Source organism: Nocardioides coralli, assembly GCF_019880385.1.
Classification (GTDB): domain Bacteria; phylum Actinomycetota; class Actinomycetes; order Propionibacteriales; family Nocardioidaceae; genus Nocardioides; species Nocardioides coralli.
In genome coordinates, this window is the sequence record NZ_CP082273.1 from 1,174,560 (window position 1) to 1,195,119 (window position 20,560).

General features: G+C 71.1%; 27 protein-coding genes. 24 read left to right on the plus strand and 3 right to left on the minus strand.

From position 1 onward, the window contains the following. The first annotated feature begins 92 nt into the window (after positions 1-92). The 18 genes from K6T13_RS05765 (at position 93) to K6T13_RS05850 (ending at position 14,161) form a co-directional block, all read left to right on the plus strand. Entirely contained in the window at positions 93-464 is a 372-nt protein-coding gene (locus K6T13_RS05765; protein WP_222897564.1) for a response regulator transcription factor, read from the plus strand. Between the two features lie 112 nt (positions 465-576). After that, positions 577-792, plus strand: coding sequence for a 50S ribosomal protein L31 (gene rpmE, locus K6T13_RS05770; protein ID WP_222897565.1), 216 nt, complete (start codon positions 577-579; stop codon positions 790-792). A gap of 82 nt (positions 793-874) precedes the next feature. After that, on the plus strand, positions 875-1,948 hold the full coding sequence (prfA, locus tag K6T13_RS05775) for a peptide chain release factor 1 (RefSeq protein WP_222897566.1): 1,074 nt from the start codon (positions 875-877) through the stop codon (positions 1,946-1,948). Continuing rightward, the gene (prmC, locus tag K6T13_RS05780; protein WP_222897567.1) at positions 1,945-2,796 is read left to right on the plus strand and encodes a peptide chain release factor N(5)-glutamine methyltransferase; all 852 of its coding nucleotides are present in this window, start codon (positions 1,945-1,947) and stop codon (positions 2,794-2,796) included. Before prfA ends, prmC begins: the two co-directional genes overlap by 4 nt. Positions 2,797-2,801: 5 nt before the next feature. Next, complete coding sequence (locus tag K6T13_RS05785; RefSeq protein ID WP_249423955.1) at positions 2,802-3,464, plus strand: L-threonylcarbamoyladenylate synthase; 663 nt, start codon at positions 2,802-2,804, stop codon at positions 3,462-3,464. A 4-nt stretch (positions 3,465-3,468) separates the two neighbouring features. Next, positions 3,469-4,608 (plus strand): glycosyltransferase family 4 protein, encoded by a 1,140-nt coding sequence (locus tag K6T13_RS05790; RefSeq protein WP_222897569.1) that lies wholly within the window; start codon positions 3,469-3,471, stop codon positions 4,606-4,608. A gap of 92 nt (positions 4,609-4,700) precedes the next feature. Next, the gene (locus tag K6T13_RS05795) at positions 4,701-5,207 is read left to right on the plus strand and encodes a hypothetical protein (RefSeq protein WP_222897570.1); all 507 of its coding nucleotides are present in this window, start codon (positions 4,701-4,703) and stop codon (positions 5,205-5,207) included. Between the two features lie 27 nt (positions 5,208-5,234). Then, positions 5,235-5,450 carry a hypothetical protein gene (locus K6T13_RS05800; RefSeq protein WP_222897571.1) on the plus strand — a complete coding sequence of 72 codons (216 nt, stop codon included), beginning with the start codon at positions 5,235-5,237 and terminating at the stop codon, positions 5,448-5,450. Positions 5,451-5,478: 28 nt separating this feature from the next. Beyond that, positions 5,479-6,303, plus strand: coding sequence for a F0F1 ATP synthase subunit A (gene atpB, locus K6T13_RS05805; RefSeq protein WP_430228053.1), 825 nt, complete (start codon positions 5,479-5,481; stop codon positions 6,301-6,303). Between the two features lie 83 nt (positions 6,304-6,386). Then, positions 6,387-6,590 (plus strand): ATP synthase F0 subunit C, encoded by a 204-nt coding sequence (gene atpE, locus K6T13_RS05810; RefSeq protein ID WP_269800883.1) that lies wholly within the window; start codon positions 6,387-6,389, stop codon positions 6,588-6,590. 25 nt (positions 6,591-6,615) lie between these two features. Then, positions 6,616-7,173: a F0F1 ATP synthase subunit B gene (locus K6T13_RS05815; protein ID WP_222897572.1), complete on the plus strand. Its 558-nt coding sequence runs from the start codon at positions 6,616-6,618 to the stop codon at positions 7,171-7,173. Then, positions 7,173-7,988, plus strand: a complete 816-nt coding sequence (locus K6T13_RS05820; protein ID WP_222897573.1) for a F0F1 ATP synthase subunit delta — start codon at positions 7,173-7,175, stop codon at positions 7,986-7,988. Before K6T13_RS05815 ends, K6T13_RS05820 begins: the two co-directional genes overlap by 1 nt. A gap of 59 nt (positions 7,989-8,047) precedes the next feature. Next, the gene (atpA, locus tag K6T13_RS05825) at positions 8,048-9,685 is read left to right on the plus strand and encodes a F0F1 ATP synthase subunit alpha (protein WP_222897574.1); all 1,638 of its coding nucleotides are present in this window, start codon (positions 8,048-8,050) and stop codon (positions 9,683-9,685) included. A gap of 2 nt (positions 9,686-9,687) precedes the next feature. Further along, positions 9,688-10,602 carry a F0F1 ATP synthase subunit gamma gene (locus K6T13_RS05830; protein ID WP_222897576.1) on the plus strand — a complete coding sequence of 305 codons (915 nt, stop codon included), beginning with the start codon at positions 9,688-9,690 and terminating at the stop codon, positions 10,600-10,602. A 32-nt stretch (positions 10,603-10,634) separates the two neighbouring features. Beyond that, the gene (gene atpD / locus K6T13_RS05835) at positions 10,635-12,095 is read left to right on the plus strand and encodes a F0F1 ATP synthase subunit beta (protein ID WP_222897577.1); all 1,461 of its coding nucleotides are present in this window, start codon (positions 10,635-10,637) and stop codon (positions 12,093-12,095) included. Next, entirely contained in the window at positions 12,095-12,496 is a 402-nt protein-coding gene (locus K6T13_RS05840) for a F0F1 ATP synthase subunit epsilon (RefSeq protein WP_222897578.1), read from the plus strand. Before atpD ends, K6T13_RS05840 begins: the two co-directional genes overlap by 1 nt. A 73-nt stretch (positions 12,497-12,569) precedes the next feature. Then, entirely contained in the window at positions 12,570-13,010 is a 441-nt protein-coding gene (locus K6T13_RS05845) for a DUF2550 domain-containing protein (RefSeq protein ID WP_222897579.1), read from the plus strand. Continuing rightward, complete coding sequence (locus K6T13_RS05850) at positions 12,968-14,161, plus strand: MFS transporter (RefSeq protein ID WP_249423956.1); 1,194 nt, start codon at positions 12,968-12,970, stop codon at positions 14,159-14,161. Before K6T13_RS05845 ends, K6T13_RS05850 begins: the two co-directional genes overlap by 43 nt. Before the next feature lie 70 nt (positions 14,162-14,231). Here K6T13_RS05850 and K6T13_RS05855 read toward each other — a convergent pair whose 3' ends face one another. Both K6T13_RS05855 and K6T13_RS05860 read right to left on the minus strand, forming a co-directional pair. Further along, positions 14,232-14,672 carry an HIT family protein gene (locus K6T13_RS05855; protein ID WP_222897580.1) on the minus strand — a complete coding sequence of 147 codons (441 nt, stop codon included), beginning with the start codon at positions 14,670-14,672 and terminating at the stop codon, positions 14,232-14,234. A gap of 69 nt (positions 14,673-14,741) precedes the next feature. After that, on the minus strand, positions 14,742-15,320 hold the full coding sequence (locus tag K6T13_RS05860; RefSeq protein WP_222897581.1) for a cob(I)yrinic acid a,c-diamide adenosyltransferase: 579 nt from the start codon (positions 15,318-15,320) through the stop codon (positions 14,742-14,744). 149 nt (positions 15,321-15,469) lie between these two features. Here K6T13_RS05860 and K6T13_RS05865 point away from each other — a divergent pair, with 149 nt between their 5' ends. Further along, positions 15,470-15,772: an STAS domain-containing protein gene (locus K6T13_RS05865; protein ID WP_222897582.1), complete on the plus strand. Its 303-nt coding sequence runs from the start codon at positions 15,470-15,472 to the stop codon at positions 15,770-15,772. Positions 15,773-15,858: 86 nt separating this feature from the next. Further along, entirely contained in the window at positions 15,859-17,865 is a 2,007-nt protein-coding gene (locus K6T13_RS05870; RefSeq protein WP_222897583.1) for a protein meaA, read from the plus strand. A gap of 3 nt (positions 17,866-17,868) precedes the next feature. Here the strand turns inward: K6T13_RS05870 and K6T13_RS05875 are convergent, their stop codons facing one another. Next, entirely contained in the window at positions 17,869-18,366 is a 498-nt protein-coding gene (locus K6T13_RS05875) for a DUF427 domain-containing protein (protein WP_222897584.1), read from the minus strand. A gap of 36 nt (positions 18,367-18,402) precedes the next feature. Here K6T13_RS05875 and K6T13_RS05880 point away from each other — a divergent pair, with 36 nt between their 5' ends. The 4 genes from K6T13_RS05880 (at position 18,403) to K6T13_RS05895 (ending at position 20,527) form a co-directional block, all read left to right on the plus strand. Beyond that, entirely contained in the window at positions 18,403-18,678 is a 276-nt protein-coding gene (locus tag K6T13_RS05880; RefSeq protein ID WP_222897585.1) for a hypothetical protein, read from the plus strand. 37 nt (positions 18,679-18,715) lie between these two features. Next, positions 18,716-18,976, plus strand: a complete 261-nt coding sequence (locus K6T13_RS05885; protein WP_249423957.1) for a hypothetical protein — start codon at positions 18,716-18,718, stop codon at positions 18,974-18,976. Between the two features lie 70 nt (positions 18,977-19,046). Continuing rightward, entirely contained in the window at positions 19,047-19,571 is a 525-nt protein-coding gene (locus tag K6T13_RS05890) for a ferritin (RefSeq protein WP_222897586.1), read from the plus strand. 29 nt (positions 19,572-19,600) lie between these two features. Continuing rightward, positions 19,601-20,527, plus strand: a complete 927-nt coding sequence (locus tag K6T13_RS05895; protein ID WP_222897587.1) for an FAD-dependent oxidoreductase — start codon at positions 19,601-19,603, stop codon at positions 20,525-20,527. Positions 20,528-20,560 lie beyond the last annotated feature (33 nt).

Genomic DNA, 20,560 nt, shown 5'->3' on the forward strand with positions numbered 1-20,560 from the left:
CGAGGGTGCGGGTCTTCGAGATTTCGGGCGTCAGGGGGTCTAGGCTTCTCGTGCCAGCAACACCCCCCGGCGCCCCTCGGAAGGACACGAACGTGGCCAGGATCCTCGTCGCGGACGACGACGTCGACATCCGCGAGCTCGTCGAGTTCAAGCTGTCCACCATGGGCCACGACATCGTGGCCGTGGGCGACGGTGCCGCCGCCATCGAGGCCTGCCGGGCCGAAAAGCCCGACCTCGCCGTCCTCGACGTGATGATGCCCGGGGTCTCCGGCCTCGACGCGATCCGGGAGATCCGGGCCGACGCGGACCTGGCCGGCCTGCCGGTGATCCTCCTGACGGCACGCGCCCAGGAGGCCGACGTCGAGACCGGCTTCGACTCGGGGGCCGACGACTACATCACCAAGCCCTTCAGCCCCCGGGAGCTCGCCGCCCGCGTCGACGCGCTCCTCGCCCGTACTCCCTGACCCACGGCCCCCGATTTGGGCACCTGTTGCCCACAGGTGGCACACTTGGTCGTCGGTTCCGGTTCACGCCGCCGCACCCGCGACAGCGACCCGGCGACCCAGAGAGGACACCATGAAGAAGGACATCCACCCGGACTACGCCGCGACCCAGGTGACCTGCACCTGCGGCAACCAGTTCACCACCCGCAGCACCGCACCCAACGGCGTCATCCACGCCGACGTGTGCTCGAGCTGCCACCCGTTCTACACCGGCAAGCAGAAGATCCTCGACACCGGCGGCCGCGTCGCCCGCTTCGAGGCCCGCTACGCCAAGGCTGCCAAGAAGTAGCTTCCCCGCCGGCGCCGGTCACCTTCGTGGTGGCCGGCGCTCTGCATGTGCCGACCGCCCACGAGGCCACCAGGGGGTGCTGATGTTCGAGGCCGTCGAGAGTCTCGTCGCCGAGCGTCGCGCGCTCGAGGGACAGCTCGCCGACCCCGCCACGCACGCCGACCAGGCCCTCGCCAAGCGGCTCCACCAGCGCTACGCCGAGGTCTCGGCGATCGTGCGGACGTGGGAGGAGTGGCGCCAGCTCGGGGACGACGCGTCGGCGGCCCGGGAGCTGGCGGCCGACGAGCCCGACTTCGCGACCGAGGCCGACGCCCTCGCGGCGCGGCGGGAGGAGACGGCCGAGCGGCTCCGCCTGCTGCTGGTGCCACGCGACCCGGCCGACGGGAAGGACGCGATCCTGGAGGTGAAGTCGGGCGAGGGCGGTGAGGAGTCAGCGCTCTTCGCCGGAGACCTGCTGCGCATGTACACCCGGTACGCCGAGCGGCGCGGCTGGGCGACGGAGCTGCTCGACGCCACCGAGTCCGACCTGGGTGGCTACAAGTCCGTCACGGTCGCCGTGAAGGCCCGCGGAGCGAGCGAGCCGGGCCAGGCGCCGTACGGCCTGCTGAAGTTCGAGGGCGGCGTCCACCGGGTGCAGCGGGTGCCCGTCACCGAGTCCCAGGGCAGGGTCCACACCAGCGCGGCCGGGGTCCTCGTGCTCCCCGAGGCCGAGCAGGTCGACGTCAGCATCGACGAGAACGACCTGCGCATCGACGTCTTCCGCAGCAGCGGGCCCGGTGGGCAGAGCGTCAACACCACCGACTCCGCGGTGCGGATCACCCACCTGCCCACCGGCGTGGTGGTGAGCTGCCAGAACGAGAAGAGCCAGCTGCAGAACCGCGAGCAGGCGATGCGGATCCTCCGCTCCCGGTTGCTCGCGATCGCCCAGGAGGAGGCCGACGCCGAGGCCAGCGAGGCGCGGCGCAGCCAGGTGCGCACCGTGGACCGCTCCGAGCGGATCCGGACCTACAACTTCCCCGAGAACCGGATCTCCGATCACCGCACCGGCTACAAGGCCTACAACCTCGACCAGGTCCTCGACGGCGATCTCGGACCGGTGCTGGAGTCCTGCGTGACCACCGACCTCGAGGCCCGGCTGGCCGCGCTGGAGTCATGAGCCTGCGCGACGCGCGGCGCCGCGCGAGGGATCGGCTCGCCGCGGCCGGAGTCCCCTCCCCGGCGTACGACGCCGACGCGCTGCTCGCCCACGTGCTCGGGGTCGACCGTGGCCGGCTCGCGCTGGCGGGTCCGCTGTCGCCGGACGAGGAGCAGCGGCTCGAGCAGCTGCTGGTGCGGCGTGAGCGACGGGAGCCGCTCCAGCACCTGCTGGGCACCGCGGCGTTCCGCCACGTCGAGCTGGCCGTCGGGCCGGGCGTGTTCGTGCCACGGCCCGAGACCGAGCTGCTCGCGGGCTGGGCCGTCGAGCGAGCCCACGAGGTCGAACGCGGCAACCGCACCTGTCGCGTCGTCGACCTCTGCACCGGCTCCGGGGCGATCGCGCTGGCGGTCCGCCACGAGGTGCCGGCCGCCGAGGTGCACGCCGTCGAGCTCGACCCCGCGGCCCACGCCTGGGCCGAGCGCAACCTGGCCGGCACCGGCGTCGACCTGCGGCTGGGCGACCTGGCGGACGCTTTCGAGGACCTGCTCGGCACCGTCGACGTGATCACGTGCAACCCGCCGTACATCCCGCTGGAGGCATGGGAGTCGGTCGCACCCGAGGCCCGCGACCACGACCCTGCCCTGGCGCTGTGGTCCGGCGAGGACGGGCTCGACGCGATCCGCGTGGTCGAGCGGCGCGCGGCGCGGCTGCTCCGCCCTGGGGGCTGGATCGGCGTCGAGCACGCCGACGCCCAGGGCTCGTCGGCACCGGGCGTCTTCACGGCCGGCGGAAGGTGGGTCGACGTCCGTGACCACGCCGACCTGGCCGGTCGGCCGCGCTTCCTCACGGCGCGACTGGCACGATGAGCCCCGTGACTGCGCAGCGCCTCCCCACCGGCACCGACGAGGAACGTGAGGACGCGATCGCCGCGGCCAGCCGCGCCGTCCAGCACGGGGAGCTGGTGGTCATCCCGACCGACACCGTCTACGGCATCGGCGCCGACGCCTTCGACGTGGACGCCGTCTCCGCCCTGCTCGACGCGAAGGGCCGTGGCCGCGACATGCCACCGCCCGTGCTGGTCAGCGCGGCCACGACCGTCGACGCCCTCGCGACCGACCTCCCGGGATACGCACGCGCGTTGATCGACGCCTTCTGGCCGGGCCCGCTCACGCTGGTGTGCCGGCAGCAACCCTCGCTGCAGTGGGACCTCGGCGAGACGCGGGGCACGGTCGCGGTCCGGATGCCCGACCACGACGTGGCGCTGGCCGTGCTCGAGCGCACCGGCCCGCTGGCGGTCAGCTCGGCCAACAAGACGGGGAAACCCGCGGCGGTGGACGCCGAGGCGGCCGAGGAGATGCTGGGCCTCGAGGTCGCGGTCATCGTCGACGCCGGCACAGCGCCCGGGGGAGAGGCGTCGACGATCGTCGACGTCACCGGCAGCCAGGGACGCGTGCTGCGTCGTGGTGCGCTGTCGCTGGAGCGGCTCAACGAGGTCCTGGAACCGCTCGGAGCGACGCTCACCGAGGAGGAGTGAGCCGGTGCGCGAGTACGTCCTGGTCTTCCTGGTCGCCGCCGCGGTCACCTACCTGCTGACCGTCATCGCCCGGGAGATCGCGCTGCGGACCGGTGCCATCGCCGAGGTCCGCGACCGGGACGTCCACGCCGAGCCCATTCCCTACCTGGGTGGGCTGGCCATGCTCGGCGGTCTGGTGGCGGCGTACGCCGTGGGTCGTGAGCTGCCGTTCCTGTCCAGCAACGGGCCCTTCGTGTTCGAGGACGCGGGCGTGGTGCTCCTCGCCGGGGCGCTCGTGTGCGCTGTCGGAGTGCTCGACGACCTCTTCGAGCTCGACGCGCTGAGCAAGCTGGGCGGCCAGGTCCTCGCCGTCGGCTTCCTCGTCTACTCGGGCATCCAGTTCCAGTGGATCCTGCTGCCGGACCGCTGGCAGTTCTCGCTCGACCCGGCGCAGGGCGCGCTGCTCACCGCCGTCCTGGTCGTCGCGACGGTCAACGCGGTCAACTTCGTCGACGGCCTGGACGGGCTGGCGGCGGGCGTCGTCGGGATCGGCGCCCTGGCCCTGTTCCTCTTCAGCTACCAGCTGACGACGCTCAACGGGGTGACCCTCGCGACGACGGGAGCCTTCCTCTCGGCGTCCCTGGCGGGGGCGTGCGCCGGCTTCCTGCCGCACAACTTCCACCCCGCGCGGTTGTTCATGGGTGACAGCGGCTCGATGCTGCTGGGGCTGGTCCTGTCCTCCTCGGCGCTGGTGCTGACCACCCAGTTCAGCGGTGCCGAGATCGGTCGGGGTGGCGCCGGGTCCAACGTCAACCCCTTCGCCTTCTTCCTGCCGCTGCTGCTGCCGGTCGCGATCCTCGTCGTCCCGTTCGCCGACCTGGTGCTGGCCGTGGTGCGACGCGGCTGGGCGGGGCGCTCGCCGTTCGCCCCCGACAAGCGGCACCTGCACCACCGGCTCCTGGAGATCGGCCACAGCCAGCGGCGGGCCGTCGTGATCATGTGGATGTGGGCGGCGCTCATCGCGTTCGGCACCGTGATCGTCAGCCTCTACACCGGCAACCTGATGTGGGCGGCGCTGGCCGTCGCGACGGCCGTGACGATCACGCTGACCTTCGTCGTGCCCGTCGTGCACACCCCGCACCTGGGGCAGCGCGAGGACGCCTGAACGCTGCCGGGGACCCCGATGCGGCACCTCGGGGACTTTGTGATAGTTTTCACGAGCACCGACGCCCGACCCGACCGGCAAGGACGGACGCCATGCTGCTGGCCCTGCGCACCACCCGCGAGAGCGGGGTGGCCGTGCTCCTCAGGGGCGCTGCTGTCACGTTGGTGCTGGGGCTGCTCGCAGCCGTCGTCGGTGGGCTGACCGTCGGTGCTCCCGCTGCCTGGGGCGCGGTGTGCGGCACCGCCCTCGTCGTGCTCGTGGCCGCCGGGGGAGCCCTCGTGGTCAACGCCGTGGCCGGCGTGCTCCCGAGCGCCTCGATGCTCGTCGCGCTGCTCACCTACACGCTCCAGCTGCTGCTCGTCCTGCTCGCCCTGCTGGGGCTCGAGCGGTCGGGGCTGCTGGAGACGACGCTGGACCGCACCTGGGTCGGCGGCGCGGTCATCGGTGGGGTCCTGGTGTGGCTCGGGACCCAGGTCGCACTGGCGACCGGGACCCGCATCCCGGCCTACGACCTGACGTCCGACGACCCGTCGGCCAGCCCGTCCGGCAGCCCGTCTGGGGCGACCCCGGAGGGGCCTAAGGGGGGTGACCGGCCGTGATCGACGACTGCTATTGTCCGGGACGCGATGAGTCAGCAGGGTGCACGCCCGTCAGGGGACGAGCAACCCAAGGGCGACCCGTGGCACGCGTTCGGGTACGTCGCGTCCGGTGTCGGTCTCTACGGCCTGCTCGGCTGGCTGGCGGATCGTTGGCTCGGCACCTCGTTCCTGGTGGCGCTCGGCGTCCTGTTCGGAGCAGGTCTGGGGATCTACATGACCTACGCACGGTTCAACAAGTTGTGACGCAGATCAGGCAGGAGACGCGGTGAACGTGATCGGGACTCTCGTCATCAGGGCCGCCGAGGGGTTCACGCCCCCGGGCCCGGGTGACTTCAACCTGCCACCCATCGGTGGTGGCAAGGAGACCTTCGAGTTCCTGGGCGAGAGCCACTTCCTCGGCGTCACCAAGCCGATGGTGCAGCTGGTCCTCGCCGCGGTCCTGGTCTTCGTCTTCTTCTGGATGGCGGCCCGCAAGCAGGCCATGGTCCCGGGGCGACTGCAGTACGTCGGCGAGGCCGGCTACGGCTTCGTCCGCAACTCGCTGGGCCGCGACATCATCGGCAGCCACGACTACATGCGGTTCGTGCCGTACCTGTTCGCGCTGTTCTTCTTCATCCTGGTCAACAACTTCTTCGGGTCCATCCCCGGCATCCAGTTCCCCACGATGTCGCGATCCGGCTTCGTCTACAGCCTCGCGCTGCTGAGCTGGCTGATCTACAACGGCGTCGGCATCCACAAGCACGGGTTCGTCGGCTACTTCAAGCTGCAGTCGGTGCCCTCCGGTGTGAAGGGCCCGATCCTCGCGCTGCTGATCCCGCTGGAGTTCCTCTCCAACATCGTGGTCCGGCCGGTCACGCTGGCCCTCCGTCTCTTCGCCAACATGCTGGCGGGCCACCTGCTGCTGATCCTGTTCGCCCTCGGTGGCGAGTACCTCCTGCTCGAGGCGTCGCTGGCGGTGAAGCCCGTCGGCATCCTGGCCTGGCTGATGTTCATCGCCATCTCGTTCCTGGAGCTGCTGATCCAGTTCCTGCAGGCCTACGTCTTCGTCCTGCTGAACGCCATGTACATCTCCGGGGCCCTCGCCGACGAGCACTGAGACGTCGGCTCCCCCGGAGCGCACCACCGCAACACCGCAAGTAACCTGCACAACCAGTGGAAACAAACCGAAAGGAATACGCCGTGGACGGCAACCTCAACATGATCGGGTACGGCCTCGCCGCGATCGGCCCGGGCGTCGGCATCGGTCTGATCTTCGCCGCCTACATCTCCGGTGTGGCCCGCCAGCCGGAGGCCCAGGGCCGCCTGCAGTCGATCGCCATCCTGGGCTTCGCCCTCGCCGAGGCGCTCGCCATCATCGGTATCGCCCTCGCGTTCGTCCTCTGACCAGACTCCAGTAGAAGGACCTGCCATGCAGACCCTGATCCTCCGCGCGGCCGGTGGCGGTGAGCTCAACCCGCTCATCCCTCACCCCGTCGAGATCGTCCTGTCGCTGGTGGTGTTCGGCCTGCTCTTCCTCGCTGTCAGGAAGTGGGTCGTCCCCAGCTTCGAGAAGACCTACGCCGAGCGGACCACCGCGATCGAGGGTGGTCTGAAGCAGGCCGAGCGCAAGCAGGCCGAGGCCGACGAGAAGCTCGCGGAGCTCGAGCAGCGCCTCGGTGAGGCCCGTCACGAGGCGGCGCGGATCCGTGAGGAGGCCCGCGAGCAGGGCGCCGCGATCGTCTCGGAGATGCGGGAGCAGGCCCAGGCCGAGGCTGCCCGCATCGTCGAGCACGGCAAGACCCAGATCGAGGCGGAGCGGCAGCAGGCGGTCGCCTCGCTGCGGGCCGAGGTCGGGTCCCTGGCGACCTCGCTCGCCGGCCGTATCGTCGGGGAGAGCCTGGAGGACGACCAGCGCGCCACGCGCGTGGTCGACCGGTTCTTGGCCGACCTCGAGGCCTCCGAGTCGACGAGCACCGAGGGTCGCTGATGGTGTCCGCCATGCGTGGTGCGTCCGCGGAGGCGCAGGCCGAGCTGCTCGACCGGCTGACGGGGGCCCTCGGGTCCGCCGACGCCGCGTCGGTCGGCACCGACCTGTTCGGGGCCGCTTCGGTGATCCGCTCCGAGGCCGGCCTGCGCCGGGTCGTCACCGACATCTCCACCCCCGGGGAGGCCAAGGCCACCCTGGTGACGGGGATCTTCGAGGGGAAGCTCGACCCGGTCGCGCTCGACCTCGTCGTCGACGCCGTTCGTCGTCGCTGGACCGCCACCCGTGACCTCGCCGACACCCTCGAGCACCTCGGGGTCGTGGCGCTGGTGCGGTCGGCGGGCGACGCGGACGCCGAACGGCTCTCCGACGAGCTGTTCGGCGTGGGGCGACTGGTGGAGGAGAACCCGGACCTGCGGGCCGCGCTCTCCGACCACGTCCGCTCCGTGGCCGACCGGCGGCAGCTGGTCCGGGGCCTCCTCGGCGACAGGACCCTGCCGGCGACCGTGGCGCTCGCGGAGCAGGCGCTGGCCGGCTCCTACCGGACCTTCGGCGTCGCCATCGCCGAGTACCAGAAGATCGCGGCGGCGGTGCACGACGAGCGGGTCGCCCGGGTCCGGGTGGCCCAGGAGCTGAGCGACGACGACCGCCAGCGCCTGGAGCAGGCGCTGAGTCGCCAGTACGGCCGGGACGTCCACCTCAACGTGGTGGTCGAGCCCGAGCTCCTGGGCGGCATGCGGGTCGAGATCGGTGACGACGTCATCGACGGCACCGTGGTCTCGCGCCTCGACGAAGCACGACGCAAGCTGGCCGGCTGACCGGTCACCCACCAACTTCAGAGTCCACCAGCACAGAGCTCGAGAGAGAGTAGGCAGAGATGACGGAGCTTTCGATCCGTCCGGAGGAGATCCGGGACGCGCTGCAGCGCTTCGTGTCCGAGTACCAGCCCGACGCCGCCAGCAAGGAGGAGGTCGGCACGGTCTCGCAGGCCGGCGACGGCATCGCCCGGGTCACGGGGCTCCCGTCGGCCATGGCCAACGAGCTGCTGGAGTTCGAGGACGGCACGCTGGGCATCGCCCTGAACCTCGACACCCGCGAGATCGGTGTCGTCATCCTCGGTGACTTCGAGAAGATCGAGGAGGGCCAGACGGTCCGCCGCACGGGCGAGATCCTCTCGGTGCCCGTCGGCGACGCGTTCATGGGCCGGGTGGTCAACCCGCTGGGCCAGCCGATCGACGGGCTCGGGGACATCGAGTCGAGCGGCCGCCGCGCCCTCGAGCTGCAGGCCCCCACCGTGGTGCAGCGCAAGTCGGTCCACGAGCCGCTGGCTACCGGCATCAAGGCGATCGACGCCATGACGCCCATCGGTCGGGGTCAGCGCCAGCTGATCATCGGTGACCGTGCGACCGGCAAGACCACGATCGCCATCGACACGATCATCAACCAGAAGCAGAACTGGGACTCCGGCGACCCGGACAAGCAGGTCCGCTGCATCTACGTCGCCATCGGCCAGAAGGGCTCGACCATCGCCTCGGTGCGAGGTGCCCTCGAGGAGGCCGGCGCCCTGGAGTACACCACCATCGTGGCGGCCCCCGCCTCGGAGAGCGCGGGCTTCAAGTACCTCGCCCCCTACACCGGTTCGGCCATCGGGCAGCAGTGGATGTACGACGGCAAGCACGTCCTGATCATCTTCGACGACCTGTCGAAGCAGGCCGACGCCTACCGCGCGGTCTCGCTGCTGCTGCGCCGCCCGCCCGGTCGCGAGGCGTTCCCCGGTGACGTGTTCTACCTCCACAGCCGGCTGCTCGAGCGTTGCGCGAAGCTCAACGACGAGATGGGCGCGGGCTCGATGACCGGCCTGCCGATCATCGAGACCAAGGCCAACGACGTGTCGGCGTTCATCCCGACCAACGTCATCTCGATCACCGACGGCCAGATCTTCCTGCAGTCGGACCTGTTCGCCTCCAACCAGCGGCCCGCGATCGACGTCGGCATCTCGGTGTCCCGCGTCGGTGGCGCGGCGATGACCAAGGCGATGAAGGCCGTCACCGGCTCGCTGAAGGTCGACCTCGCGCAGTTCCGCGCCATGGAGGCGTTCGCGATGTTCGCCTCCGACCTCGACGCAGCCTCGCGGCAGCAGCTCGACCGCGGCCAGCGGCTGATGGCCCTGCTCAAGCAGCCGGCCTACTCGCCGTACCCGCTCGAGGAGATGGTCGTGTCGCTGTGGACCGGTACCACCGGCCGCCTCGACAAGGTCCCGACCGAGGACGTGCTCCGCTTCGAGAGCGAGTTCATCGACTACGTGAAGCGCTCCCACGGCGGGATCCTGGACGGCATCCGCGAGACGCAGAAGTTCGAGGACGACGCCGCCTCCGAGCTCGAGGCCGCCTACGACTCCTTCCTCGACCAGTTCGAGACGTCCGAGGGCGGCTCGATCAAGGTCGGCACCGAGGCTCCGGCCGAGGCGCTGGAGGACGAGGACCAGGAGCAGATCGTCAAGCAGAAGCGGGGCTGAGCATGGCCGTATCGCTGCGTGAGTACCGCGCGCGGATCAAGTCGACGGAGTCGATGAAGAAGATCACGCGCGCCATGGAGCTCATTGCTGCGTCCCGCATCATCAAGGCGCAGCAGCGGGCACAGGCCGCCGCGCCCTACGCACGCGAGCTGACCCGGGCGGTGTCGGCGGTGGCGACGTACTCCAACGTCGACCACCCCATGACGACGGAGTCGGAGGACCCCAAGCGGGCCGCCGTCCTCGTCGTCACCAGCGACCGCGGTCTGGCCGGCGCCTACTCCTCGAGCGTCATCAAGGAGTCCGAGCGCCTGGTCGAGATGCTCCGTGAGGAGGGCAAGGAGGTCGACACCTACATCTGCGGCCGCAAGGGCGAGGCGTACTTCAAGTTCCGTCAGCGCCCGATCGTGCAGTCGTGGACCGGGTTCTCCGACCAGCCCTCCTACGCCGTGGCGCAGGAGGTCGGGCAGACCCTGATCGACGCCTTCCTCAAGGAGCAGGGTGAGGAGGGCGACGTGGACGAGGTCCACGTCGTCTACACCCGGTTCCGGTCGATGCTCGTGCAGGAGCCCACCGCGGTGCGGCTGCTCCCGCTGGAGGTCGTCGAGGGCGAGGAGAAGCCCAGCGCCGACGACGCGCTGCCGCTCTACGAGTTCGAGCCCTCCCCGGAGGCCGTCCTCGACGAGCTGCTGCCGCGCTACGTCCAGAGCCGGATCTTCTTCGCCCTGCTGCAGGCGGCGGCTTCCGAGCTCGCTGCTCGTCAGAAGGCGATGAAGGCCGCGACCGACAACGCCGACGAGCTGATCAAGAAGTACACCCGGATCGCCAACCAGGCCCGCCAGGCGGGCATCACCCAGGAAATCAGCGAGATCGTCGGTGGCGTGAACGCGCTGGCCGACGCCAGCGCCGCCAGCGACTGACCCGCCCGCACGGACCAGAGTGAGTGAGAGACATGACTGCCACTGTTGAAGAGAAGAAGAGCGGCTCCGGCTCCGCCCCCGGCGTCGGCCGCATCGCCCGCGTCATCGGCCCGGTGGTCGACGTCGAGTTCCCCGTGGACTCGATGCCGGACATCTACAACAAGCTCCAGTGCGAGCTCACCCTCGGCGGCGACACCAAGGTGCTCTCGCTCGAGGTCGCGCAGCACATCGGTGAGGGCATGGTCCGCGCCATCTCGCTGCAGCCGACCGACGGCCTGGTGCGCGGCGCCCAGGTGTCCGACACCGGCGAGCCGATCACGGTCCCGGTGGGCGACGTCACCAAGGGTCACGTGTTCAACGCGCTGGGCGACTGCCTCAACCTCGAGGAGGGTGAGGAGCTCGACGTCGAGGAGCGCTGGGCGATCCACCGCAAGGCCCCGGCCTTCGACCAGCTCGAGTCGAAGACCCAGATGTTCGAGACCGGCATCAAGGTCATCGACCTGCTCACGCCGTACGTGCAGGGCGGCAAGATCGGCCTGTTCGGCGGCGCCGGCGTCGGCAAGACCGTGCTGATCCAGGAGATGATCGCGCGCGTCGCCAAGGACCACGGTGGTGTGTCGGTTTTCGCGGGCGTCGGTGAGCGGACCCGTGAGGGCAACGACCTCATCGCCGAGATGGAGGAAGCCGGCGTCATCGGCCAGACCGCGCTGGTCTTCGGTCAGATGGACGAGCCGCCGGGCACGCGGCTGCGGGTCGCCCTGTCGGCGCTGACCATGGCCGAGTACTTCCGCGACGTCCAGAAGCAGGACGTGCTGCTGTTCATCGACAACATCTTCCGGTTCACGCAGGCCGGTTCGGAGGTCTCCACGCTGCTGGGCCGCATGCCCTCCGCCGTGGGTTACCAGCCCAACCTGGCCGACGAGATGGGCGTGCTGCAGGAGCGGATCACCTCGACCCGTGGTCACTCGATCACCTCGATGCAGGCGATCTACGTCCCGGCCGACGACTACACCGACCCGGCGCCGGCGACGACGTTCGCCCACCTCGACGCGACCACCGAGCTGTCGCGTGAGATCGCCTCGCTCGGCATCTACCCGGCCGTGGACCCGCTGACCTCGACGTCGCGGATCCTCGACGCCCAGTACATCGGCAAGGAGCACTACGACTGCGCGATCCGGGTCAAGCAGATCCTGCAGCGCAACAAGGAGCTCCAGGACATCATCGCGATCCTCGGTGTCGACGAGCTGTCCGAGGAGGACAAGGTCATCGTCTCGCGGGCCCGCCGCATCCAGCGGTTCCTCTCGCAGAACACCTACGTCGCCAAGCAGTTCACCGGCATCGAGGGCTCGACGGTCCCGGTGGCGGACACGATCGAGGCATTCAACAAGATCGCGGACGGCGAGTACGACCACGTGGCCGAGCAGGCCTTCTTCATGTGCGGCGGTCTGGACGACGTCGAGCAGAAGTGGGCCGAGATCCAGAAGAACCTCTGATGGCCGACGCGACGAACCACCTCCAGGTCGAGCTGGTCGCCGCCGACCGGCTGGTGTGGTCGGGCGAGGCCTCGATGGTCATCGCCCGCACCACCGAGGGCGACCTCGGCGTGCTGCCCGGTCACGAGCCGACCCTGTCGGTGATGGTGGACGGCGTCGTCGACGTCCGTACCGTCGATGGCGAGACGTGGGTGGCGGCGGTCAGCGCGGGGTTCTTCTCGGTCGCCAACAACCGGGTCTCGATCCTGGCCGAGTCGGCGGAGATGTCCCACGACATCGACCTCGAGCAGGCCCGTGCCGACCTGGAGCGTGCCCGGTCCGCCGGTGAGGACGACGATGACGCGCAGCAGCGCGTCCGTCACGCCGAGGCCCGCATCCGGGCCGTGGAGAGGGCCTCCTGATCAGGCCACCCGTGGCCGCCCGCTAGGGTGTCGCCACGCCCGTGCCCCGGGCGTGGCGACGACAGGAGGACGGATGCCGCTCTGGCAGCTGCTGCTCGACGCAGCCGGTGCCTTGCTCGTCCTCGTCCTGCTCTACGCCATCTCCCTGGTCGTACGCCGTCGGCTGCTCTCGCGCCACGGCGGCACCTTCGAGCTCAGCTACCGCGTCCGGTCCGAGAGGGCCGGGCGCGGTTGGCTTCTCGGGCTCGGCAGGTACTCCGGCGAGTCCCTCGAGTGGTTCCGGATCTTCTCGCTGTCACCGCGGCCCAAGCACGTCTGGCGGCGCACCAGCCTCTCCTACGCCGGTCGGCGTGACCCGGAGGGATCCGAGCGGATGTCGCTCTACCCCGACCACGTGGTCGTGCACTGCCAGGCCGTCGAGGGTCCCTTCGAGCTGGCGATGGCCCCGAGCTCGCTGATGGGATTCCAGGCATGGCTCGAGGCAGCACCACCCGGCACCACCACGACGGTGTGACCGCCACCCGGGCTGCGCTGGCAGTGACCGTGGCCTTCGTGGCCAACGGACTGTGCTTCGCCACCCTCTTCTCCCGGCTCCCCGACCTGCGGGCGTCGCTGGGCCTCGACAACTCCTCCCTGGGGCTGCTGCTGCTCGCCGCCGCCGGGGGTTCGATGCTGGCGCTGCCCTCGGCCGGAGCCCTGATCCGTCGCACGAGTGCGGCGGCGGTGGTGCGAGCCGGCGCCATGACGGTCGCGGCCGGTGTGGTGGTGGTGGCCCTCGCCGCCGACTTCCTCGGTCAGGCGGCGGCCGTGGCCGTCGGGCTCTTCGCCTACGGCATCGGCACCGGCTCCTGGGACGTGGCCATGAACGTCGAGGGGGCGGCCGTGGAGCACCGGCTGCGTCGCTCGGTCATGCCACGCTTCCACGCCTTCTTCAGCATCGGGACGGTGGCCGGTGCCGGCCTCGGGGTGCTGATGGTCGCCGTCGACGTCCCGCTGACCGGGCACCTGGGCCTGGCGGCGCTGAGCGCGCTCGCGATGGTCCCCATGACCCGGTCGTTCCTCCCGGTCGAGCCCGAGCAGCACGCGGCGGGTTCGGCCGCCGGCGCCTGGCGTGAGCCGCGGACGCTGTTGGTCGGGCTGATGGTGCTCGCCTTCGCACTCACCGAGGGCGCGGCCAACGACTGGCTGGCGCTGGCTCTCATCGACGGCTACGACGCGCCGCGGTGGCTCGGGGTCGCCGGCTTCGCGGCGTTCGTCGTGGCGATGACGGGCGGGCGTCTGCTCGGCACGGCGGTGCTCGACCGCTGGGGGCGGGTGCCCGTCCTCCGAGCGACCGCCGTCCTCGCCCTCCTCGGCCTGCTGCTGCTCCTGCTGGGCCCGCACCCGGTGCTGGTGGCGCTCGGGGTGGTGCTGTGGGGGCTGGGCGCCTCGCTGGGCTTCCCCGTCGGGATGAGCGCGGGTGCAGACGACCCCGCCCACGCGGCGGCGAGGGTCAGCGTCGTCTCCACCATCGGGTACGGCGCCTTCCTGGCCGGCCCGCCGCTGCTCGGCTTCCTGGGCGACGCCGTGGGCACGCTCGAGTCACTGTGGCTGGTGGCCGCGGTCCTGGTGCCGACCACGCTGCTGGTCTCGGTGGCCCGGCAGCCGGAGCGCGCCCCGGTCTGACTCCCGCTGGTGGTGTGCCGAGGATCTCGGTCACCTGGTGACGGGAATCCTCGGCACAGCGGCCGAGCGGTCAGTCGAGGGCGCGGCGGACCGCCAGGGCGATCTCGTCGCGCTCCGCCTCGGGCAGCCAGTCGTCCTCGTCGTCGGACAGGAACGAGAAGACGCGGGGGCCACGCGCCTCGTCCGGGTGGTCCACCGCGCGGGGGACCAGGTGCAGGTGGAGGTGGGAGTAGCCCTCGGCCTCCGAGAACTGCATCAGGTACGTCTTCACGCAGCCCGTGACCGCCTCGAGGGCCCGACTCAGGCGGTGGACCAGCGTCCCGAGCTCCGCCGCGGCCTCGGGGTGGAGGTCGGTGAAGGCCGTGATGTGTCGGGTCGGCAGCACCACCAGCCACCCGGGGAGCGTGATGTTGAACGCGTGGGCCACGCGCCAGTGATCCGTCCGCAGCACGTCCTCGCGCGGCGGCGGCTCGGCGAGGGCCAGCTGGCCGCACGCATAGCAGTCGCTCACCCGGCCTCGCATTCGCCGCGCGCAGGATGGGCGCCTGCCGGGCTCCGTTCGTCCCTCACTGCGCCGACCTCACTGCGCCCGCTCACCGCCGGGCACCCACAGCACGTCGCCCTGCTCCCGGTTCGCGTGGCGGGCCAGGATGAACAGCAGGTCGCTGAGCCGGTTGAGGTAGGTCAGCGCGAGCTTGTTCATGGTCTCGCCGTGCTCGGCCCATGCGGCCCAGGCCGAACGCTCGGCCCGGCGAGCCACCGTGCGGGCGACGTGCAGGTGGGCGGCGCCCGGCGTGCCACCGTTGAGGATGAACGAGCGCAGCTTGGGCAGGTCCTCGTTGTAGCTGTCGCACCACTGCTCGAGCTGGTCGACGTACTCCTGCAGCACGCGCAGCGGCGGGAACTCCGGGTCCGGGACCACCGGGGTGCACAGGTCCGCGCCGACGTCGAACAGGTCGTTCTGGATCCGGGTGAGGACGGCGACGACGTCGTCCTCGAGGTCACCCGTGGCGAGGGCGACACCGATGCAGGCGTTGGCCTCGTCCACGTCGGCGTACGCCGCGAGGCGCAGGTCGGTCTTCGACGTCTCGCTCATGTCGCCGAGCCGGGTGCGGCCGCCGTCGCCGGTGCGCGTGTAGATGCGGGTGAGGTTGACCATGATCGCACTCTAGGAGGGGTGGGGGTGGGGCCCCGCCACCGAGGTCGGGATCGGGCGCAACCACAGGGGTGGCGCGCGTCCTCCCAGGAGCGGACACTGGTGTCGACGAGGGCCGGGCCCGTCCGAGGTCCGGGGGGCAGGGGAGCACCATGGAGATGACGACCGAGGGGCCGACACTGGTGCTGAGCGGTGACTTCGACGGCCGCAGCACGGCGCGCGTCCGGCAGGAGCTGCACGAACGGCTCGCCGCACCGGAGCACGAGATCGTCGTCGACCTGAGCGCGGTGGAGGCGGTCGACGTGTCGGCGCTGCGGGTGCTGGCCTTCGCGAGCCACGAGGCGGCCCGCACGGGGCACTCTGTGCGGCTCCGCGGCGCCGGCCCGACCGTGCGCCGGATGCTGCACCTGACCCGGCTGCGGCGGTTCGTGGAACTGGAGCCCAGCGCCGCCTGAGCAGCCCGACGCCGGCCGTGCGGCTGTGGACAACCCCACACCGAGACGGGTACCCGCCGGTAGCAACCGGGCCTACGCTTCGCAGCATGAGCGAGAGCGACCGCCCCGAGAAGGACCGGCCCTGGGTGATGCGGACCTACGCCGGGCACTCCACGGCGGCGGCGTCCAACGCCCTCTACCGCACCAACCTGGCCAAGGGGCAGACCGGCCTGTCGGTCGCGTTCGACCTCCCGACCCAGACCGGCTACGACCCCGACCACGTCCTGAGCCGGGGAGAGGTCGGCAAGGTCGGCGTGCCGATCCCGCACCTCGGCGAGATGCGCCGGCTCTTCGACGACATCCCCCTGACGGGGATGAACACGTCGATGACCATCAACGCGGTGGCGATGTGGATGCTGGCGCTCTACCAGGTGGTGGCGGAGGAGCAGAACCCCGAGCTCTCGCCGGAGGACGTGGCCGGCCAGCTCGCCGGCACCACCCAGAACGACATCATCAAGGAGTACCTCTCGCGGGGTACCTACGCCTTCCCGCCCGAGGCCTCGATGCGGCTGACCGCCGACATGATCGCCTACACGGTGCACCGGGTCCCGCGGTGGAACCCGATCAACATCTGCAGCTACCACCTGCAGGAAGCCGGTGCCACGCCCACCCAGGAGCTTGCCTACGCCCTCTGCACCGCGATCGCGGTCCTCGACCGGGTGAAGGCCTCGGGCCAGGTCTCCGAGGAGGAGTTCGGCACCGTCGTCGGCCGCATCTCCTTCTTCGTCAACGCGGGTGTCCGGTTCGTCGAGGAGACCTGCAAGATGCGGGCCTTCGTCCAGCTCTGGGACGAGATCACCCAGGAGCGGTACGGCGTCACCGACCCCAAGATGCGCCGGTTCCGGTACGGCGTGCAGGTGAACTCGCTCGGCCTGACCGAGGCCCAGCCGGAGAACAACGTCCAGCGCATCGTCCTGGAGATGCTCGGGGTCACGCTCAGCAAGCGGGCCCGGGCGCGCGCCGTCCAGCTCCCGGCCTGGAACGAGGCGCTGGGGCTTCCGCGTCCCTGGGACCAGCAGTGGTCGCTGCGCCTGCAGCAGGTGCTGGCCTTCGAGTCCGACCTGCTCGAGCACGAGGACATCTTCGACGGCTCCCACGTCATCGAGGCCAAGGTCGCCGAGCTCGTCCGCGGCGCTCGGGAGGAGATGGACCGGGTGCAGGCCATGGGTGGTGCCATCGAGGCCGTCGAGTACATGAAGCAGTCCCTCGTCTCCTCCCACGCCGCCCGCCGTGCCCGGATCGAGTCCGGTGAGGAGGTCATCGTCGGCGTCAACCGGTTCGAGACCACCGAGCCCTCGCCGCTGACCGCCGACCTCGACACGGCCATCCAGACCGCCGACCCGCAGGCGGAGGAGGCTGCGGTCCGGTCGGTGCAGGAGTGGAAGGCGCAGCGCGACCAGTCTGCGGTCGAGGAGGCCCTGGCGCGCCTGGCGTCGGCGGCCAAGACCGAGGAGAACCTCATGCCGGCCACCCTCGCCGCGGCCCGCGCGGGCGCGACGACGGGGGAGTGGGCCGGCACCCTGCGTGAGGTGTTCGGCGAGTACCGGGCACCGACGGGCGTCACGGGCGCGGTCGGCGTGGCCGAGGCGGGCGAGGGGCTGACCGCCGTCCGCGAGCGCGTGCGGCAGACGGGGGAGGAGCTCGGCACGCGACTGCGGCTGCTGGTCGGCAAGCCGGGGCTCGACGGTCACTCCAACGGCGCCGAGCAGGTCGCCGTACGGGCGCGCGACGCGGGCTTCGAGGTGATCTACCAGGGCATCCGGCTGACACCCGACCAGATCGTGAGCGCTGCTGTCGCCGAGGACGTGCACTGCGTCGGGCTGTCGATCCTCTCCGGCTCGCACATGGAGCTCGTGCCTGACGTGCTCGAGGGGCTGCGACGAGCCGGCGTCGAGGACGTGCCGGTGATCGTGGGCGGGATCATCCCCGACTCAGACGGCCGCCGGCTCGTGGAGATGGGGGTCGCGGCCGTCTACACCCCCAAGGACTTCGGGCTGACGGAGATCATGGCCGGCATCGTCGACCAGGTCCGGCGCGCCCACGGACTGGACTGAGCGCTACCAGCCGCGGGTGCCGGCCTCGCCCTTGAACGGGCCGACGACCCGTGAGGTGATCCAGCCGCCGTAGAAGCCGCCCGCCTGCGGCAGCACCCGCTCGCCGTCGACCGTGCACTCGTCGACGAGGGCGGGCATCACCGCCAGGTGGTCGAGGAGCACCTCGAAGCCCGGGGTCGGCGCCGGGTAGGTCCACGCCGCGCGCTCCGCGACCCGGCCGTCGACGACGAGGTCGTAGTAGGCCGCCTGGCCCTTCCACTCACACCACGTGGCACCGGGTACCGCGCGCAGCGAGCCCTCCCGGAAGGCGGTGCGCGGGAGGTAGTAGGTGGGCGGGTGGCTGGTCTCCAGCACGCGGTACGTCGCCTGCGACCGAGCCACGACGACTCCGCCCAACAGCACCTCGACCGTCTCGTTGCTGGGCTCGACGCGGGGTGGCCGGGGATAGTCCCAGACCGACTCCTGCCCGGGTCCGGCGGGTTCGGGCGTCACGCGGGGCATGCCGCCACGATAGGCAGACGTGGCTAACCTCGGTCCATGACCGACCTGCACTGCCCGGCACGGATCTTCCTGCTCCGGCCGGGACCGGGCAGCGAGGCGGTGCTGGAGCGGTTGGTCGCAGTCGAGCGAGTGACGGCGACGTACCACCGGGTCGCGTCGTCGGACGGGGCCGACCTGGCCGACCTCGCCGACCGCCACCGGGGCGAGGCGGTCGTCGTCGTGGGGGAGCATCCTCACCGGCCGGACCTGGCGCTCGTGGAGGTGGACGCGGACGGCGAGCGGGTCGTGCCCCTGACGGTGCCCGATCAGTGAGGTAAGGCAACCCTAAGGATCTGGTACCCTGCCGGTCATGGGCAAGGGCAAGAAGAAGGGCGCGAAGGCGGCCGCCTCGAAGCAGGCGCAGCCGGCCGGCGTCGCCAAGCTGCCCAAGAAGAAGTGCTGCGAGTCGAAGAGCCGCTGCAACCGCTGCCCCCTCCGCATGCTCAAGGAGGGGACGATGCCCTCCGGTTACACCGTGCACAAGCGCAAGCTGGTCACCGTCGAGAAGGCTGCGGCCATCAAGGCCGCCAAGCAGCTCAAGAAGACCAGGAAGGCCGGCAAGGCCGCGTGACCCGGTGGCGGTGCGCCCCGCGCCGCCACCTGTCATGCTCGTGCCCCACCGCCGCCCCCGAGGAGGTCCCGTGCCCGCCGAGAGGTTCGTCGACCAGCTCAACGCCCAGATCGGCAACGAGCTGGCCGCCCACAACCAGTACCTCGCCTGCGCCGTCTACTACGACGCCCTGACGATGCCGCGGATGGCTGCCTTCTTCTACGGTCAGGCGCTCGAGGAGCGCGACCACGCGATGATGATGGTGCAGTACCTCGTCGACACCGACAGCGAGGTGGTCGTCCCCGGCGTACCCGCCCCCGAGTCGGCCTTCGCCGACGTGGTGGCACCGGTCGAGCTGGCCCTCGCCCAGGAGCGCCGCGTCACCGAGCAGATCAACGCGTTGCTCCGCGTGGCCCGTGAGGAGTCCGACTTCGCCTCCGAGCAGTTCCTGCAGTGGTTCGTCAAGGAGCAGGTCGAGGAGGTCGCCACCATGACCGACCTGCTGGCCGTGGTGTCCCGGTGCCGTGACGATTTCGAGGACATCGAGGAGTACGTCGCGCGGGAGCAGGTCGGTCCCGAGGACGACCCGACCGCGCCGCGCGTCGCCGGGGCCTAGCGCCCGCCGCCCGCCGGGACGAGGAGACCGTGCGCATCACCGTCGTGGGAGCCGGCGTCGTCGGGCTCACCTGCGCGGTCCGCCTGCTGGAGGCCGGTCACGACGTGGCCGTCCTCGCCCGCGACCTGCCGCGCGAGACCACCTCGGCCGTGGCGGCCGCACTCTGGTACCCCTACCGCGCGTTCCCGCAGGACCGGGTGACGGCGTGGGCACGCTCCACCTACGCCACGTTCGCGGAGCTCGCCGACGATCCCGCCACCGGGGTGGTCATGCGCCCGGGCACGGAGGTGTTCGGCAGCCCGCAGCCGGACCCGTGGTGGGTGTCGGCCGTCCCGTCGCTGACACGCGAGGGGCGCCTGCCGCCGCCGTACGTGGACGGCTGGACGTTCGTCGCGCCCGTCGTCGAGATGCCCGTCTACCTGGAGTGGCTGCTGGCCCGGGTCGAGGCGCTCGGGGGCAGCGTGACCCGGATGGCGCTCGCCGCGCTCCCCGAGGGTGGAGACGTGGTGGTCAACTGCTCCGGCATCGGCTCCAGGCTGCTCGCCGGGGACCCTGCGGTGACGCCGGTGCGGGGTCAGGTCGTGCTGGTGGAGCAGTTCGGGCTCGACCGGTGGTGGCTGGACGCCGCCGGGCCGACGTACGTCGTGCCCCGGGCCCGTGACGTCGTGGTCGGCGGCACCGGCGAGGAGGGGGAGTGGAGCCGCACCCCGTCGGCGGCGACCGCGGAGGAGATCCTGGCTCGTGCGTCGCGTCTGGTCCCGGCGCTCGCCGGCGCCCGGGTCCTGCGCAGCGCCGTCGGCCTGCGTCCGGCGCGACCGTCCCTGCGGCTCGAGCGGGTCGGGCGCACGGTGCACTGCTACGGGCACGGCGGGGCCGGTGTGACGCTCAGCTGGGGCACCGCCGACGAGGTCACCAGCCTGGTCGGAGCGGTCCCGGGGTCGACCACGGGCGGGTAACAGAGCACCCACGCCGTGGTGACGCCGTGACGG